The organism is Acuticoccus yangtzensis (assembly GCF_001927245.1).
GTDB lineage: Bacteria > Pseudomonadota > Alphaproteobacteria > Rhizobiales > Amorphaceae > Acuticoccus > Acuticoccus yangtzensis.
Map to the genome: position 1 here is coordinate 465128 of NZ_MJUX01000002.1, position 16243 is coordinate 481370.

Annotated in this window: 18 protein-coding genes; 9 read left to right on the forward strand and 9 right to left on the reverse strand. The window is 67.8% G+C overall.

Going from position 1 to position 16243, the window contains the following annotated elements; translation table 11 throughout:
• The 5 genes from BIX52_RS08305 (at position 1) to BIX52_RS08325 (ending at position 5302) form a co-directional block, all read left to right on the forward strand.
• Entirely contained in the window at positions 1-1272 is a 1272-nt protein-coding gene (locus BIX52_RS08305; protein ID WP_211098163.1) for an NAD(P)/FAD-dependent oxidoreductase, read from the forward strand.
• Between the two features lie 112 nt (positions 1273-1384).
• The gene (locus tag BIX52_RS08310; RefSeq protein ID WP_075220559.1) at positions 1385-2455 is read left to right on the forward strand and encodes an extracellular solute-binding protein; all 1071 of its coding nucleotides are present in this window, start codon (positions 1385-1387) and stop codon (positions 2453-2455) included.
• A 58-nt stretch (positions 2456-2513) separates the two neighbouring features.
• Positions 2514-3581, forward strand: coding sequence for an ABC transporter ATP-binding protein (locus BIX52_RS08315; RefSeq protein WP_075220560.1), 1068 nt, complete (start codon positions 2514-2516; stop codon positions 3579-3581).
• Positions 3578-4447, forward strand: coding sequence for an ABC transporter permease (locus BIX52_RS08320; protein WP_342743819.1), 870 nt, complete (start codon positions 3578-3580; stop codon positions 4445-4447). Before BIX52_RS08315 ends, BIX52_RS08320 begins: the two co-directional genes overlap by 4 nt.
• A 3-nt stretch (positions 4448-4450) precedes the next feature.
• The gene (locus tag BIX52_RS08325) at positions 4451-5302 is read left to right on the forward strand and encodes an ABC transporter permease (RefSeq protein WP_075220562.1); all 852 of its coding nucleotides are present in this window, start codon (positions 4451-4453) and stop codon (positions 5300-5302) included.
• 73 nt (positions 5303-5375) lie between these two features.
• On the opposite strand, the gene BIX52_RS08330 is transcribed toward BIX52_RS08325, so the two are convergent.
• Positions 5376-6566: a mandelate racemase/muconate lactonizing enzyme family protein gene (locus BIX52_RS08330; protein ID WP_083660122.1), complete on the reverse strand. Its 1191-nt coding sequence runs from the start codon at positions 6564-6566 to the stop codon at positions 5376-5378.
• A 142-nt stretch (positions 6567-6708) separates the two neighbouring features.
• Positions 6709-7542 (reverse strand): alpha/beta hydrolase fold domain-containing protein, encoded by an 834-nt coding sequence (locus tag BIX52_RS08335; protein WP_075220564.1) that lies wholly within the window; start codon positions 7540-7542, stop codon positions 6709-6711.
• A gap of 228 nt (positions 7543-7770) precedes the next feature.
• Here BIX52_RS08335 and BIX52_RS08340 point away from each other — a divergent pair, with 228 nt between their 5' ends.
• The 4 genes from BIX52_RS08340 to BIX52_RS08355 all read left to right on the forward strand — a co-directional run bounded on the left by BIX52_RS08340 (position 7771) and on the right by BIX52_RS08355 (position 11343).
• Positions 7771-8712 carry a DMT family transporter gene (locus tag BIX52_RS08340; RefSeq protein WP_075220781.1) on the forward strand — a complete coding sequence of 314 codons (942 nt, stop codon included), beginning with the start codon at positions 7771-7773 and terminating at the stop codon, positions 8710-8712.
• 31 nt (positions 8713-8743) lie between these two features.
• A complete protein-coding gene (locus tag BIX52_RS08345; protein ID WP_075220565.1) occupies positions 8744-9298 on the forward strand; it encodes a 5-formyltetrahydrofolate cyclo-ligase in 555 nt (184 codons plus the stop codon).
• 136 nt (positions 9299-9434) lie between these two features.
• Positions 9435-10256 carry a TIGR00282 family metallophosphoesterase gene (locus tag BIX52_RS08350; protein ID WP_075220566.1) on the forward strand — a complete coding sequence of 274 codons (822 nt, stop codon included), beginning with the start codon at positions 9435-9437 and terminating at the stop codon, positions 10254-10256.
• 439 nt (positions 10257-10695) lie between these two features.
• Positions 10696-11343, forward strand: a complete 648-nt coding sequence (locus BIX52_RS08355) for an acyl-homoserine-lactone synthase (RefSeq protein ID WP_075220567.1) — start codon at positions 10696-10698, stop codon at positions 11341-11343.
• Between the two features lie 183 nt (positions 11344-11526).
• Here BIX52_RS08355 and BIX52_RS08360 read toward each other — a convergent pair whose 3' ends face one another.
• From BIX52_RS08360 to BIX52_RS08390, 7 genes are all read right to left on the reverse strand, one after another.
• On the reverse strand, positions 11527-12066 hold the full coding sequence (locus BIX52_RS08360) for a peroxiredoxin (protein WP_075220568.1): 540 nt from the start codon (positions 12064-12066) through the stop codon (positions 11527-11529).
• A 221-nt stretch (positions 12067-12287) separates the two neighbouring features.
• A complete protein-coding gene (locus BIX52_RS08365) occupies positions 12288-12470 on the reverse strand; it encodes a Trm112 family protein (protein ID WP_075220569.1) in 183 nt (60 codons plus the stop codon).
• A gap of 79 nt (positions 12471-12549) precedes the next feature.
• Positions 12550-13230, reverse strand: a complete 681-nt coding sequence (locus BIX52_RS08370) for an LON peptidase substrate-binding domain-containing protein (RefSeq protein ID WP_075220570.1) — start codon at positions 13228-13230, stop codon at positions 12550-12552.
• 29 nt (positions 13231-13259) lie between these two features.
• Positions 13260-14198 carry a thioredoxin gene (gene trxA / locus BIX52_RS08375; protein WP_075220571.1) on the reverse strand — a complete coding sequence of 313 codons (939 nt, stop codon included), beginning with the start codon at positions 14196-14198 and terminating at the stop codon, positions 13260-13262.
• 124 nt (positions 14199-14322) lie between these two features.
• A complete protein-coding gene (locus tag BIX52_RS08380; RefSeq protein WP_108676462.1) occupies positions 14323-14937 on the reverse strand; it encodes a prolyl-tRNA synthetase associated domain-containing protein in 615 nt (204 codons plus the stop codon).
• A 4-nt stretch (positions 14938-14941) separates the two neighbouring features.
• Entirely contained in the window at positions 14942-15739 is a 798-nt protein-coding gene (locus BIX52_RS08385) for an FAD binding domain-containing protein (protein ID WP_075220573.1), read from the reverse strand.
• A gap of 4 nt (positions 15740-15743) precedes the next feature.
• On the reverse strand, positions 15744-16232 hold the full coding sequence (locus tag BIX52_RS08390; RefSeq protein ID WP_075220574.1) for a (2Fe-2S)-binding protein: 489 nt from the start codon (positions 16230-16232) through the stop codon (positions 15744-15746).
• Positions 16233-16243: the final 11 nt, after the last annotated feature.

A 16243-nucleotide genomic window follows, 5' to 3' on the forward strand; every position in this document is an offset into this window, starting at 1 on the left:
ATGATGGCGCCCGGCGAGTTCAAGACGACACCTTATTGGTGGGACTATGCCCCGCCGGCTCAGCTCCCGCCGGCCGACCTTCCCGCCGCGGCGGACGCTGTCGTCATCGGCTCGGGCTACACTGGGCTCCATGCGGCGCTGAAGATCGCCCGCGCCGGACGCAGCGTCGTCATTCTGGAGAAGGGCGTTCCGGGCGAGGGCTGCTCCACCCGCAACGGCGGCCAGGTGTCGACGTCGATCAAGCCGAAGCTCGCCAAGCTGACCGCCCGCCACGGGGCGGAGACGGCGGCGGGCATCATCGCCGAGGGCATCGCGTCGCGCGCCTTCGTTGAGGATTTCGTCCGCGACGAGGGGATCGCCTGCGACTTCCGCACCTGCGGCCGCTTCCACGCCGCGGCGACGCCCAAGGCCTACGCCGAGCTCGAGAAGCTGGCGGACGGCGAAACTGTGACGATGGTCCCGCGCGACCGCCAGCGCGAGGAGCTGGGCACCGACGCCTATCACGGCGGCGCGGTCTTCCACCGTCACGCCGCGCTGGACCCCGGCCTCTACCACGCCGGACTTCTGGCCCGCGTCCAGGCCGCCGGCGCAGTGGTGCTGCCGCAGACCCCGGCGACGGCGATCGACGAGGCGGCGGACGGCGTCACCGTCACCACCCCGCGCGGGACGATCCGCGCGCGCGACCTGGTCCTGGCGACGAACGGCTATACCGGTGAGGTGACGCCGTGGCACCGGCGCCGCACGATCCCCATCGGCAGCTACATCATCGCCACCGAGGAGCTGGACCCGGCGCTGGTCAAGCGGCTCTTCCCCACCGGGCGCGTGGCGTCCGATTCCCGGCGCGTCGTCTATTATTACCGCACCTCGCCGGACGGGCGGCGGATCCTGTTCGGCGGCCGCACCAGCGCGGGCGAGATGGGCGCCGAGGTCGCCGGCGCGCGGCTGAAGGCGTCGATGTGCGCGCTGTTCCCGGAGCTGAAGGACGCCGCCATCACCCATTCGTGGATGGGTTTCGTCGCCTACACCTTCGACGAGCTGGCCCACACCGGCCGCCGCGGGCGTGTGCACCACGCCATGGGTTACTGCGGCTCCGGCGTCGGCATGGCGTCCTATCTCGGCATGAAGATGGGGCTGCGCGTCCTCGGCGACCCCGCCGGAGAGACGGCGATGTCGCGGCCCGACTTCCTCACCCGGCCGCTCTACACGGGCGATCCCTGGTTCCTGCCCGCCGCGGTGAGCGCCTACCGCGTGTTGGACCGGATGGGCGTTTGACGATCGGAATGCAAAACCGCGCACAATGGACCTTTGACGGCCCCCCTCTGTGCGGTCCATTTTCATGAACGACGGTGAAATGAACATTTGCCGTCCAAGATGGGAGAAGACCATGACGTCGATACTGCGGACCCTGTTGGCCGGTACAGCTGTCGCGCTGATGGCCGGCGGTGCTCAGGCCGAGACGCTTCGGCTTTTGACCTGGGGCAGCTATGCCCCGGACGAACTCGTCCAGAAGTTCGAGGAAGAATATCCCGACATCGACGTCGAGGTGACCTTCTCCAACAATGAAGAGATGATCGCCAAACTGCGCGCGACCGGCGGCACGGGCTTTGACCTCGCCCAGCCGAGCCATGATCGCATTTATGCCGCGCAGCTCGAATACAACATCTACAAGCCGCTGGATCTGTCCAAGATCGACGTCGACAAGATGACGCCGAACCTGGTCGAAGGCGTGAAGGCCAACACCACGATCGACGGTGAAGTCTATTCCGTGCCGCATCAGTGGGGCACGTCGGGCATCATGGCCAACGTGAAGGAGGCGCCGGACGCCAAGGGCTGGGGCGATCTGTGCAGCGAGACCTACAAGGGCCGCACGTCGATGCGCCTGCGCCGCACGATCCTGCTCGGCATGGGCTTCGCCATGGGCAAGAACCCGTTCGAGCTCTACGCGGACCCCGAAGCCTACCAGGCGATGCTGGACGAGGTGACCGACAAGCTGATCGCCTGCAAGGACATCATCAAGACCTACTGGACCGGCGGTGACGACCTGTCGGCGCTGATGCTGTCGGGCGAAGTGGTGCTGTCGGAGACCTGGGACTCCACCGCCTACAAGATCTACAGCGAAAACAAAGACATCGTCTTCATTCCGCCCGAGACCGGGGCGCTCGCCTGGATCGACACCTTCACCATCCCCCGCGGTGGTCAGGCCGACGATGCCGCCTACAAGTGGATCAACTTCGTCCTGCGGCCCGAGAACGTGACCATCATGTCGGCCTCCACCGGCGCCATCGCCGCGGTGCCGAACGGCATCCAGCTTCTGCCGGACGACAAGCGCGCCGCCGTGGAAGCGGCCTTCGACCAGGCCGATCTCGACAACCTGAAGTTCTTCGCCAACATCCCGCCGGGGCTGGAGGACATGGAAGGCATCGCGCTGGAGCGCATCAAGGCCGCCTCGAACTGAGCGACTGATCGGACGGGCCGCGCTGGCCCGTCCCCCCTCTCTGCCGAAAGACCCCTTGATGTATGACCTGAGCTGTTCCGGCCTCACCAAGAGGTTCGGCCCCTTCACGGCGGTGTCGGACGTCTCGCTGGACATTCCGTCCGGCTCGTTCTTTTCGATCCTCGGCCCGTCCGGCTGCGGCAAGACCACCTTGATGCGCATGATCGCCGGCTTCGAGAGCCCCAGCGAAGGCGACATCAAGATCAAGGGCGAGAGTGTCGTCGCCACGCCCCCCAACAAGCGCAACGTGAAGATGGTGTTTCAGCACCTGGCGCTGTTCCCGATGATGAGCGTCGGCGAGAACATCGCCTACGGCCTGCGCTGCCGGGGCGAGAAACGCGGCGCGATCGGCGCCAAAGTGGCCGGGATCCTGGACCGCGTGGGTCTGCCGGGCACCGAAGACAAACGCATCGACCAACTGTCCGGCGGGCAGAAGCAGCGCATCGCCATCGCCCGGTGCATGGTGCTGGAGCCGGACGTTCTGCTCCTCGACGAACCGCTCGGCGCGCTGGACCTGAAGCTGCGCGAGCACATGAAGATCGAGCTGAAGCTGCTGCAGAACCAGTTCGAGACGACCTTCCTCTACATCACCCACGACCAGTCGGAAGCGCTGGTGATGTCGGACCAGGTGGCGGTGATGAACGCCGGCCGGTTCGAGCAGATCGGCAGCCCGAAGGAACTCTACGACGCGCCCGTGTCCGGCTTCGTCGCCGGCTTCGTGGGCGATTCCAATTGCCTCACCGGCACCATCGCCACCGTCGACGGGGCCGACGCGCGGGTGAGGCTGGACGACGGCGGCGAGCTGATCGGCCGCGTGGCGGACCGCAGCGGCCCCGGCGACGCGGTGGAGGTGTTCCTGCGCCCCGAAGCGCTGAGCCTTGGCGCAGGCGGCGCCACCACCCTTCCCGGCACCGTCGACAGCCTGCTCTTCAACGGCGCCAATTCGCGCGTTCTGGTGAAGCTCGCCACCGGGCAGATGCTGGAGGTCGCCGACCCCGCACAGTCCGGCGGCGGGGCCGTGGGCGACACCGTCACCGTGTCCTTCCAGCCGGAGCGCGCGCGGGTCTTCGCGCGGCGGGGCGCATGATGGGGCGCGACGCGGGGCGCCTCTCCCTCATCCTCCTCTTCATGCCGTTCGCGCTGTGGATCGGCCTTCTCATCGTGCTGCCGCAACTCGGCATCGGCTACGTGTCCCTGCGGGAGAAGGTGGGAATCAACCAGTACGAATTCGGCTTCAAGAACTACGCCGACTTCATCAGCGAGCCGATCTACCGCAACACGCTTCTGCGCACGGCGTGGATGTCGATCCTCGTCACCGCGCTGGCGCTGATCGCCGGTTTTCCGGTCGCCTACTACATCGCCAAGATCGCCAAGACGCGCAGCCGCGCGGCGCTGTTCCTGATGTGCCTCATCCCGCTCTGGGTGTCGGACCTGGTGCGGGCCTATGGGTGGATCGTGCTCCTGCGCGAAACCGGCGTCATCTCCACCGCGCTGGTCTCCATCGGCCTCATCAGCCAGCCGATCGAGATGCTCTACACCGACATGACCGTCATCATCGGCCTCGTCTACACGGTGATTTTGTTCATGATCGTGCCGCTCGTCTCCACCCTGCAGGGAATGGACGATGCGCTTTTGGAGGCGGGATACAACCTCGGCGGATCGCGCTTCACCGTGTTCCGGCGGATCATCGTGCCTTACGCCATGCCGGGCATCGTCGCCGGGTCGATCATCACCTTCATGCTGACGGCGGGCAGCTATCTGACCCCCGTCCTTCTGGGCGGCAAGAATTCGAGCTGGTTCACAGAGCAGATCTACAATCAGTTCATCACCCGCTACAATTGGGAGGCCGGGGCGACCTTCGGCGTCCTCCTCCTCCTGTTCACGTCGCTGGTGGTGTGGCTCGGTCTGTTGCTGACCGGCCAGAGCCTCGCGACCACGGTGGCGAAGGACTGAGCCATGCCCTCATCACCGCATTTCAAATGGATCTACCGCGCCTATGTCGTGGTGTTCTTCGTCTTCCTGATCTCGCCTCTGGTGGCGGCGGGCGCCTTCGCGTTCAACGACTCGCTGTTCCCGTCCCTCCCCTGGCGCGGCTTCACGCTGGACTGGTTCTTCGGTCCGGCGGAGCCCAAGCTCGGCCTCATCCATGACGACCGGCTGCTGCGGGGTATGGGCAACTCGCTCTATATCGGCCTCGTCGTCTCGGCGCTGGCCGTCGCCGCGGGGACGACGAACGCCTTCCTGTTCGAGCGCAAGTCCTTCCCGCTGAAGGGCGTTCTCTACATCCTCATGATCGTGCCGCTGGTCATCCCCGGCGTGATCCTCGGCATCGCCATCCTGCTCTTCGCGTCGATGGTGGCGAACTTCGCGGACCGGCAGCTCGGCCTCTTCATCACCTGGCTGAGGCCGGGGATCCCGCTCATCGTTCTCGGCCAGGTGTCGTTTCTGACGACGATCACCACGCTCGTCATCGCCGCGCGGCTGAAGAAGTTCGATATCGCGCTGGAGGAGGCGGCGCTGAACCTCGGCGCATCGCGGCTGCGGGTGCTCCTCACGGTGACGCTGCCTTACCTCTTCCCGGCGCTGTTCTCGGCCTTCATCGTCGCCTTTCTGGTGTCGTTCGAGAACTTCAACACCACGATGATCCTGGTCGGCTCCGACGCACCGCTGACGGTGACGATGTACGACCGCATGGTGAAGGTCGGCTCCACGCCCGTGCTGAACGCGGTGTCGGTGGTGCTGATGCTGGGGTCGGGGCTTCTGGCGCTGGCGTCCGTGCTGATCCAGCGGCCCAGCAAGACGGCCTGAACGTCTTTCGGGCGCCCGTCCCTGAACCGGCGCCCCTTCTCTCGATTCAGGCCAAGACGTCCGGCGGCTCGATTCAGCCGAGGACGCTCGGCGTCCATGACACCTCGCGGCGGCTGGCGGCGAAGAAGCGGCGGCCATAGCGGGCGAGCGCGGCCTCGTCGACCGTCACACCGAGGCCGGGGCCGGTCGGCATCGCAAAGGTGCCGTTCTCGTGGACCATCGGCGCGGTGAAGATCGCGTCACGCGCTTCCGGCAGCCAGCCGGGCTCGGCGATCGGGTATTCGTAAAGCTCCTCGCCCGCGAAGCCGCTGGCCGCGAACACGTGGGCGTTGACGATGAAGCCGAAGCCGGTGGACCAGCAGTGCGGCGTGAACCGCAGCCCCAAGGTGCGGCACACGTCCGCCACCTCGAGGCATTGGGCGACCCCGCCCGCCCACATCGCATCGGGCTGAAAGATCGAGTAGCAGCCCATCCGCGCCATGCGGGCAAGCTCGCGGAAGCCGGCGATGTGGAGTTCGCCGCCCGCGATCGGAACGCGGGCGTGCGCCGTCAGCTCGGCCATCTCCTCATGCCAGTCGCCGAACAGCGGCTCCTCGACCCAGGCGAGGCCCGCGTCGGCGGCCGCGTCCGCGAACCGCTTGGCGCGGTCCAGCGACCACAGCGGCGCCGGCCCGTTGGCGGTGAGGCGGAAGGCCTGGTTGCAGTCGACGGCGATCTTCATGCGGCCCTCCATGTGCCGCGCGACGCCGGTGACGTGGGCGATGTCGACCGCCTCGTCGAAATCGTGAACGCGCACCTTCATCGTGCCGAACCCCTCGGCGAGGCGCTTCTCGGCCTCCTCGCAGCGGGCCTCGACGCTCTTCAGCTCGCCGCCGGACGCGTAGAGCGTCAGCCGGTCGTGTGTGCCGCCGAGCAGCCGGAACAGCGGCACACCGGCGCGTTTGGCCTTGATGTCCCAGAAGGCCGGCTCCAGCCACCAGTTCACGTTGCCGCCAACGGCCATGATGTGCAGCCGCTCGGCCATCAGGTCGATGTCTTCGGGGTCCTGGCCGAGGAAGAGGGAGGCGAGGAGGTCGCCCATGCCCGCCCGCTCGCGCCCGGCGGCCGGGAAGGCGCTCCACCCGTCGATGCCGTCTTCCGTCACGAAACGGGCGAGGCAGATGGTGTGCGCGGTGCGAATGGTGCCGGGGATCCACGACGGTGCGAACGGTGCCGGAAGCGGCAAGGCGACATGGTAAAGCTCGACGCGGTCCAATACCGGCATGTGGCGGCCCTTTCGTGGTCCCTGCGCGCCCGTGCGGCACGCTATCTGGGGCCGAGCTTATGGGCCGATTGGATCGGGCATCAGGTCCAATCCGCAGCATCGAAAGGGCCAATCTAAGACGACCGGCGACCGCCCCGCCAGGTCAGCCGCCCGCCGTCTCGCGCACGAAGGCGCCGATGCGGGTGAGCTGCACCCGCGCCTCGGGGATCGCGTGCGGCCACAGCGCCGCCATATGAAAGAGGCCGGGCGTGACGTGTAGCGCGGCAACGGCGCCGTCAATGGCGGCCTTGCGCTCCAGCGCCAGGGCGTCGCCGAGCAGCACCTCGTCGGAGCCGACCTCGATGTGCAGAGGCGGCAGGCCGGAGAGGTCGGCGAAGGCGGGCGACACCAGCGGATCCTTGCGGTTGGCCCCGCCCAGCGCGATGTCGGCGAGCATCGTGTCGGTGGCGTCGTCGTTCATCGCGTCGCGGGTGACGGCGCAGCGGGTGGGGCCGGTGCCGGTGCGGTCCGTGTTGGGCGACAGGACGGCGAGGCCCGACACGAGGTCCGGCCGCGACAGGGCCAATGCCAAGGCCAAGTGCCCGCCCGCGCTGACGCCGCCCGCCACCACAGGCCCGGCCGCGCGCACGGCCTCGGCCGCGGCCACCGCATCGTCCAGCATCGCCGGCCACTGGACCTCGGGCGCCAGCCGGTAGCGCGGCAGGATCACCCGGATGCCGGTCGCGGCGATCGCCATGGCCATCATGGCGTGGCTTTCGGGCGAGCCGAACACCAGCCCGCCGCCGTGGAACCACAACAGCGCCGGCCCCGCTCCGATGGCCAGCCCGTCCACGCGGCCGAGGTCCACGGTCTCTGCAAGAGGTTGCGGTCCGGCGAGGCGCACGAACGCAGCGCGGCGCTCGGCCGGTGTGCCGGCGACGGGCGTCGCCTCGATCAGCCGGCGGACGTCATCGATGGTCTCAGGACGGGGCTGCATGGTTTGATCTCCTTCGCAGGAGCCAACGGAGCCACGGCCCCCGCGTTCCCGCGCCCGATCCGCACGGCGCCGGCCACCCGCGCGGCGAAGCCTCGCCGTTTCGCCTCAAGCGCGACCCATCCGGCCCGCGGATGGCACGGACAGCCTGCCATAACGGCTTCGTATGGCTTGGCGGCGAGCCCGGCCCGCGGCCTTGCCAAACCGGGCAGCGCGGACGAAGAAGGCGCCATGACCGCCGCCGCCAGCCTGAACACGAACCCCGCCTTCGGGGTGACGTTGAAAATCCTGTCCGTCATCAGCTTCACGATCATGCTCACCTTGGTGAAGATGATGGGGGATCGGATTCCGGTCGGCGAATTGTTGTTCGCACGCAATATTTTCGGCCTCATCCCGGTCGTTGCGGTGATCGCCTGGACCGGCCATCTTCACGATGCGCTGAAGACCACGTCCATCGTCGGCCATGTGCGGCGGGCCATCGCCGGGATGCTGGCCATGGGGCTGTGGTTCGCCGCGCTGCAGCACCTGCCGCTGCCTGAGGCGACGGCCATCGTCTATGCCGCACCGCTGCTGGTGGTGGTCTTCGCGGTCTTCCTGCTGGGCGAAAGGGTGCGCGTCTACCGCTGGTCGGCCGTCGGCGTCGGCCTTCTGGGCGTCATCGTCATCCTGGTGCCGCAGATCAGCTCCGGGTTCGACGTGGCGGACAATGCCCGCTCCCTCGGCGCCGTGCTGGCGCTGTCGGCGGCGGTGTTCATGGCGCTCGCCTCGGTGTTCGTGCGGCAGCTGGCGGGGAAGGATTCCACCAGCACCATCGTGCTCTACTTTCTGATGGCGGGCTCGGTGATGACGCTGCTCACCGCCCCCACCTGGGTCATGCCGACCATGCCGGAATTCCTGGCGCTGGTCGCGATCGGCGTGGCGGGCGGCATCGGCCAGCTTCTCCTCACCCAGGCCTATCAGCACGCCGAGGCCTCGCTGATCGCCCCGTTCGAATATACGTCGATGATCTGGGTGGTGCTGCTCGGCTATTTCGTGTTCGGCGAGGTGCCGAGCGTCTACGTCATCCTCGGCGGGGCGATCGTGATCGCGTCCGGCATCTTCGTCATCTTCCGCGAGCGGCAGCTGGGCCTGCAGCGGGCGGAGCGCAAGGTGGGCGCGCCGCTGCGGCCGTGACGCCCGCGGCACGAACGAACGGAGGGGCCCGATGACCGACACCGCCGCCGACGAGAAGGCGAAGCTGCGCACCACCGCGATGCTGCGCCGGGCCGAGGCCGCCCGCACGGTGCGCGGCGCCGCCGACGCCATCGCCGCGCACGCCCGCTCGCTACCCGCGGCGGCCGTCGTCTCGGGCTATCTGCCGATCCGCGACGAGATCGACCCGCGGCCGTTGATGGCGTCGCTCGCCCCCGGCACGCGCATCGCCCTCCCGCGGATCGACCCGGACGGCATGCGCTTCCTCGTCATGGGGCCCGGCGACACGATGCGGGCGGGGCGCTTCGGCCTCACCGAGCCGGCGAGCGGGGAAGAGGTGGTGCCTGACCTCCTCTTGGTTCCGCTGCTGGGCTTTACGCGCGAGGGCGCGCGGCTCGGCTACGGCAAGGGCCATTATGACCGTTATCTGGCCGCGCACCCCGGCCGCGCCACGGTGGGCCTCGCCTACGCCGCGCAGGAATTCGCCGCCCTGCCGGTGGAGCCGCACGATCAGCCGCTCGCCGCGATCCTGACCGAGGCGGAGCTGATCGAGATCCCCCCGCGCTGAGGGCGCCTGCGTCCCGCCTCGGTGCCGCAGGCGGATCGCTGCCGCCATTTTCGTGTTGACGCGGGAGAGGCCCGCGCGCACGACGCGGCACCATGAAACAGATCCATCTCGACCAGCCTCGCCGGCGGAGCCGCGCATGAGGATTCTCGTCCTGGGGGACGTCGTCGGCCGCGTCGGTCGGCAGGCCGTCACGACCCACCTGCCCCGCCTCGTCGACCGCTGGAAGCTCGACTTCGTCGTCGTCAACGGCGAGAATGCGGCCGGCGGCTTCGGCATCTCCGAGGAGATCGCCCAGTCGTTGATCGACGCGGGGGCCGACGCCATCACCACCGGCAACCACGTGTGGGACCAGCGCGAGGCGCTCGTCTTCATCGAGCGACAGCCGCGCATGTTGCGGCCGCTGAACTTCCCCCCCGGCACGCCGGGCCACGGGGCGGCGATGTTCACCGCACGCAGCGGCCAGCGCGTGCTCGTCGCCAACATCATGGGCCGCACCTTCATGGACCCGCTGGACGATCCTGTGCGCCCGCTGGAGGCCGCGCTCGACGTCCACACGCTGGGCTCGGAGGTGGACGCGGCGATCGTCGACATCCACGCCGAGGCGACGAGCGAGAAGCAGGCGCTGGGGCACCTGCTGGACGGGCGCGTGTCGCTGGTGGTGGGCACCCACACCCATTGCCCGACCGCCGACCACCGCGTGCTGCCGGGCGGCACCGGCTACATCACCGACCTCGGCATGTGCGGCGCCTATGACGGCGTAATCGGCATGGACAAGGACGAGCCGATGCGCCGGTTCGTCGAGCGCACGCCCGGCCAGCGCATCACCCCGGCGACGGGTCCGGCCACCCTGTGCGGCGTCGCGATCGAGACGGACGACCGCACCGGACTGGCGCTGTGGATCTCGGCGGTGCGTCTCGGCGGCGATCTCCACGAGGCCACCCCTTCGGCGTGGGCGTAAGCACCCTCGTCTGACTGCGCGCAAGGCGGCTCGCCCGGCGCCTTCGCACCGGCCGACCGGGCCGGACGCACCTTCCGGCGGGACCGATGCGCCTGCCGCGTCCCTGGGTCGCGCCCCCGCCGGGGCGTCGACCGGGGCGGCACCGATCCGCGCGGCGCCACGGATGGATGACGGGCGTCGCCGCGGGACTTTTTCTTCCCCTTCACCTCCCTAATTTCTTGGCAGACGGCGCAGTTTTGGCGGCGGCGACGGGCCCCGTCTACTGAACGCGAAACTCGCGCATTAGGCGGCACGCCTGCCATCACTACATGCGCACTGCACGGCTGCTTTGAGAACTGCCACCCTTCGCGTGTATTGGATATACTTTTAGGCGTTTACCTTAACAAACCCCTTCAATAACTGTTGATCTTATCAGCACTCCCGCTGATGGAGATCAAACATGTACTTCACCCTTGAATCCCACCAATTTGGCGCCTTTTCTCATCTGGTTGAGCAGATGTATGCGCTGCGTCATCGCGTGTTCTGCGAGCAGCTTCAGTGGGTTGATGCCGAAGGCAACCGCGAGCGGGACCAGTATGACGACTACAACCCCGTCTATCTCCTTCATACGGACGAGAATGCAGAGTTTCTGTACGCTTCTGCCCGATTGATGCCGACTTCTGGTCCGACGCTGCTCACAGATGTTTTCGCGCAGAGCATTCCCGACGCGGGAATGATTCAATCTCCATTTGTATGGGAGATCACCCGGTTGTGCCTGGATGACACGCTGTTACGCCAGCATCAGCCGGGCCAACGCGCGATCAACGTGCTGCGGATGATGCTTTTGGCAGGGATGGAATTCGGTGCCCGGAACGGCGTCGAAACCTTCTTGTCGAACTTCGACGATGTCCGGTTGCGCATCTGGCGGCGCGCCGGGGCCCGGATCGACATCGTCGGCCAGGCCGAGGGCTTCAGCGTTCCGGTGATGCTGGGCCTCACCGAGGCCGGGCGCGATGCGCTCGAGGCCGTCCGCACCCAGCTCGGCCACCACGAGCGCGTCCTCAGCCGCGCCCCGCAGGCGCGCTTCCGGCCCGCCCGCGCGGCCTGACCCGCCTTGTGCCGGGGACGCCGATCATCCGCGCCCCCGGCACGGTGCGCACCTCGATGCGCCGTGTGACATGGCGGTCATCCGCCCAAGAAACAAAAAGCGCCCTGCCGGAGAGATCCGACGGGGCGCCACAAACCGCGAGGGGCGGTCGCCGGCGAAAACCGGCGGTAGAGGGTGGAGCGATCAGGCCGCCTGCGCCTGCGACAGATGGGTCATCAGGTTTTCCGGGCTGGAGACGCCGTAGGGATCCTCGGGGCAATCGTCCATAAGGCCCGGCTCCTCGAACCAGGCTTCCACCACACCGTCGTTGACGATGGCGGCATAACGCCATGAGCGATCGCCGAAGCCGAGATTCTTCTTCGAGACCAGCATGCCCATGCGGCGGGTGAACTCGCCCGATCCGTCCGGAATCATGGTGATGTTCTTGACGCCCTGCGACTCGGCCCACTTGTTCATGGTGAAGGCGTCGTTGACCGACAGGCAGTAGATCGCGTCGATGCCCTGCGCCTTGAAATCCTCGAACCCGTCGTCGAACCCCGGAAGCTGGAACGTCGAGCAGGTGGGCGTGAAGGCCCCCGGCAGCGCGAACAGGATCACGCGCTTGCCCGCGAAATAGTCCGCGGTCGTCATGTCCTGCCAGCGAAACGGGTTCGGCCCGCCGACCTCTTCGTCCCGAACGCGGGTCCGGAAGGTGACGTTCGGCAGCTTGAAATTCGTCCTCATGATGGGGGCTCCACTCGCGGTGATGGTCGGTGACGGTCGAAAGGCGCGCCAGTGCCGCCCGTTCTAGCAACCGAGAGGCCAAGTCCAATCAGGGACTTGCGGGCATCAGCCCCGCAGAAATCATGGAGCTTGGATCGCGTGCGGGCGCCGCGCCGGCTGCGTCGCCGTGGACGGCGACGCTCGACCGCCTCGCGAGGCGAAGCGTTTGACGGGGCAGGCCGTCAGGAGAGCTTGCGCGCCTCGTCCGGGATCATGATCGGAATGCCGTCGCGGATCGGGTAGGCGAGCTTGGCCTGGTCCGAAATCAGCTCGTTGGTTGCCGCGTCGAAGCGCAGGGTGGATTTCGTGACGGGGCAAACCAGAAGCTCGAGCAGCTTCGGGTCGACCTTGTGTTCTTCAACCATCGTTGAACCTCAAACAGCGGGACCGGCGCCGACCTTCCGCAAATCGCGCCGGACCGCAAGACATTTCAGGCCGGCCGCGTCAGTTGAGGACGGTTTCCTCGCCCGATTGGCGGGCGATCTCCATCTCGGTGATGGCGACCAGGGTGGCGGCGCGGGCGGCGAGGTCGGGCGCCTCCAACAGCGCCTGTTTCTCGGCCGGGCCGTAGGGGCTCATCATGGCGAGCGTGTTCACCAGCGCCTCGTTGGACGCGGCGCGCACGCTCTTCCAGTCGGCCTCGAGGTCGTTGGCGTCGAGATAGCCTTGGAAGGCCTTGATCAGCGCTTCGCGGTCGACCTCGGACCCGTTCGCCTCGCCCTCCAGATCGGTGGTGAAGCGAGCGGCGGAGATCCTGCACTTGCGATAGGGCTGCGCCGTCGGCAGCTCCTCCACCACGGAGATGCGACATATCCCGGCGAGCTGGATCAGATAGCGCCCGTCGCCGGACTCCTGCACCGAGACGATGCGGCCGAGCGAGCCGACCTCGCACAAGGTCGGCGCGTCCTCGTCTTCGTCCTCGCCCGGCTCGTCGAAGCGGGGCTGGACCATGGCGATCACACGATCCGTCGCCAGCGCGTCGTCGATCATCTTCAGGTAGCGCGGCTCGAAGATGTTCAGCGGCAAATGCGAGCGCGGCAGGAGCAGCGCGCCGGATAAGGGAAAGACCGGCACGATGGACGGGATGTCGTCAACGGACTCGTAGAGCGCATTGCCGATGCGCATGGTGCTGCTCCTCGCGGTTCGCGTGGGCTTTAGGCGAACAGAATGGACGCCATCTTGCGGCGTCCGGTGACGGTCGCCGGATCCTTCGGACCCCAGGTCTCGAAGAAGTTCATCAACTCGGTGCGTGCCGCGCCCTCGTTCCACTCGCGCTCGCGGCGCAGGATCTCGAGAAGCTCGGCCACGGCCTCCGCCTTGGCGCCGTTTCCGGCCAGGGCGACGGCATAGTCGAAGCGGGCCTGGAGGTCGGCGGGGTCGGCGTCCACCTTCGCCTTCAGGTCGGCGGTTCCGCCGAGTGCGGCGGCCTGCTCGGCCAGCGCGATGGCCTTCGCCAGCGCGTCGATCGGCGGTTCGGCCCGCATCTCCTCGGGGATCTGGTCGAAGATGCCCTTGGCCTGGTCGACGTTGCCGGCCGACAGGCTGACCATGCCGAGCCCGGCGATGGCTTCCGCGTTCTGCGGGTCCACCTGCTGCAGGATCTGGCTGTAGATCATCATCGCCTGGTCGAAGTCGCCGGCGTCGTGGGCGGCCTTCGCCTCGGCCAGGAGGTCGGCGGCGGGATCTTCGGCCGGGCCGGCGATCCGCTCGATGAAGGTCTTGATCTGCCCTTCCGTCTGCGCGCCGACGAAGCCGTCCATCGGCTGCCCGTTGCGGAAGGCGATGACCGCCGGGATCGACTTGATGCCGAGCTGGCCGGCGATCTCCGGATAGTCGTCGATGTTCATTTTGACGAGCTTGACCGCGCCCTTGGTGGAGGCGACCGCCTTTTCCAGGACCGGGGCAAGCTGCTTGCACGGGCCGCACCAGGGCGCCCAGAAGTCCACCAGAACGGGAACGTCGCGCGAGGCTTCCACCACGTCCTGCATGAAGGTCTGCGTGGTGGTGTCGACAACGCCGCCGCTGCCGGAGCCCTTCGGGGCAGCCGGTTTGGATGAAATCTCAAGTCCGCTCGGACCAAGCAGGGAGCTCATTCGCTGTCTCGTTCGCCGTGTCGTTTGAGGAAACATGGGTTTGGCCGGTGCGAAGACAATCGCCCCGGCCCAAACTCTTGTGCCGTCTTACCGTACGCCGCCCCGCAGGGACGCGCGAGCGGCCTTATTCCGGCGCCGGAAGCGCCGTAACCGTGGGAGTGTGGCCCGCCCGCGACAGAATGGCAAAGAGTTCTTCACGCGCCAGAGTGACCGTGGCCGTGTTGCGCAGAGGGTGGACGTTGATGAGGTCCGCCGCGCCCAGCGCCTCGTGGAAGATGCAGGTCACGAGGCCCGCATCGTCGTTGACGAGGGCGAGCGGGGTGACAGAGCCGGGCGTCACGCCGAGCATCTGCACCATCGCCTCGGCCGAGCCGAAGGAGACCCGGCCCTTGGCGCCGATGACGGTGTGGATGCGCTTCAGGTCGATCGCCGCATCCTCCGGTGCCGTCACCAGGAAATAGGCCCCCTTCTTGTCCTTCAGGAAGAGGTTCTTGGTGTGGAGGCCGGGGATGGTTCCGCGCAGGTCCACCGCCTGATCGACGGTGAAGGCCGCCTCGTGCTCGACCGTCGGCGGGTCGATGCCGAGCGCGGCGAAGGCTTCGGCCAACCGGTCGAAGCCGCGCGGGGCGGACGCCTCATCCAGTCCAGCGGGCGGCTCATCCGGGGCAGCGGGCGCTGGGGCGCCCGCCTGGTCGGTGGCGCCGGGCGCCGCAGCGCCCGACGTGTCGTCCGTCGCCAACGGGTCAGCCGGCCTTGGCGACTGCACGGGCGGCCAGCACCGTGACGAGGTGGGCCCGATACTCGGCCGAGCCGTGGATGTCGGACAGCATCGTGTCGGGGTCGATGGTGATGCCGGACACCGCGTCCGCCGACCAGTTGGAGGCGAGCGCGGCCTCCATCTCGGCCACACGGAACACGCCGTCGTTGCCGGACCCGGTGACGGCGACGCGCGGACCGTCCGCCGTCATCGCCACGAAGACCGAGCACAGCGAGTAGCGCGACGCCGGGTTGCGGAACTTCTCGTAGGCCGCCTTCTGCGGGATCGGGAAGGCGATCTTGACGATGATCTCGTCCTCGTCCAGCGCCGTCTCGAAAATCCCGGTGAAGAACTCTTCCGCCGCGTAGGAGCCCTTCGACGTCGTCACCGTGGCGTTGAGGCCGAGGAGCGCCGCCGGGTAGTCCGCCGCGGGGTCGTTGTTGGCGACGGAGCCGCCCATCGTCCCCATGTTGCGTACGGCCGGGTCGCCGATCGTCGCCGCGAGGCCCGAAAGCACCGGCAGAAGCCGCTGGATGTCGGCCGACTGCGCCACCTCGGAGTGCGTGGACGCGGCGCCGACGACGATGGTGTCGCCCTCCACCGTGATGCCCTTCAGCTCGGGGATCTTGGTGACGTCGATCAGGTCGGACGGGGCGGCGAGGCGCTGCTTCATGGTGGCGAGCAGGGTCTGCCCGCCGCCGAGGAACTTGCCGTCGTCCGCCGCGGCGAGTTTCGCCACCGCGTCCTGCAACGACGTCGCCTTGGCATATTTCGTGGCGTACATGGGCTTACTCCGCCGCCATCTTGGCGCCGCCCATGTCGGCGGCTCCGGCTTCGATCGACTTCACGATATTATGGTAGCCGGTGCAGCGGCAGATGTTGCCCTCCAGCTCCTTGCGGATCGTCTCTTCGTCGAGCCCTTCGGGGTGACGCTTCACGATGTCGACGGCCATCATGATCATGCCCGGCGTGCAGAAGCCGCACTGCAGGCCGTGATGGGTGCGGAAGGCGGACTGCATCGGGTGCAGGGTGTCGCCGTCGGCCAAGCCTTCGATGGTGGTGACAGACGCGCCGTCGACCTGGGTGGCGAGCACGGTGCAGGACTTCACCGCCTTGCCGTCGATGTGGACGGTGCAGGCGCCGCACTGCGACGTGTCACAGCCGACATGGGTGCCGGTGAGGCCGAGATGCTCGCGAATGAAATCGACCAGAAGAGTCCGGTCCTCCACGTCGCGCGAGACCGCCCGGCCATTCACCGTCAGTTTGACTTCGCTCATCGCTCCCCCGC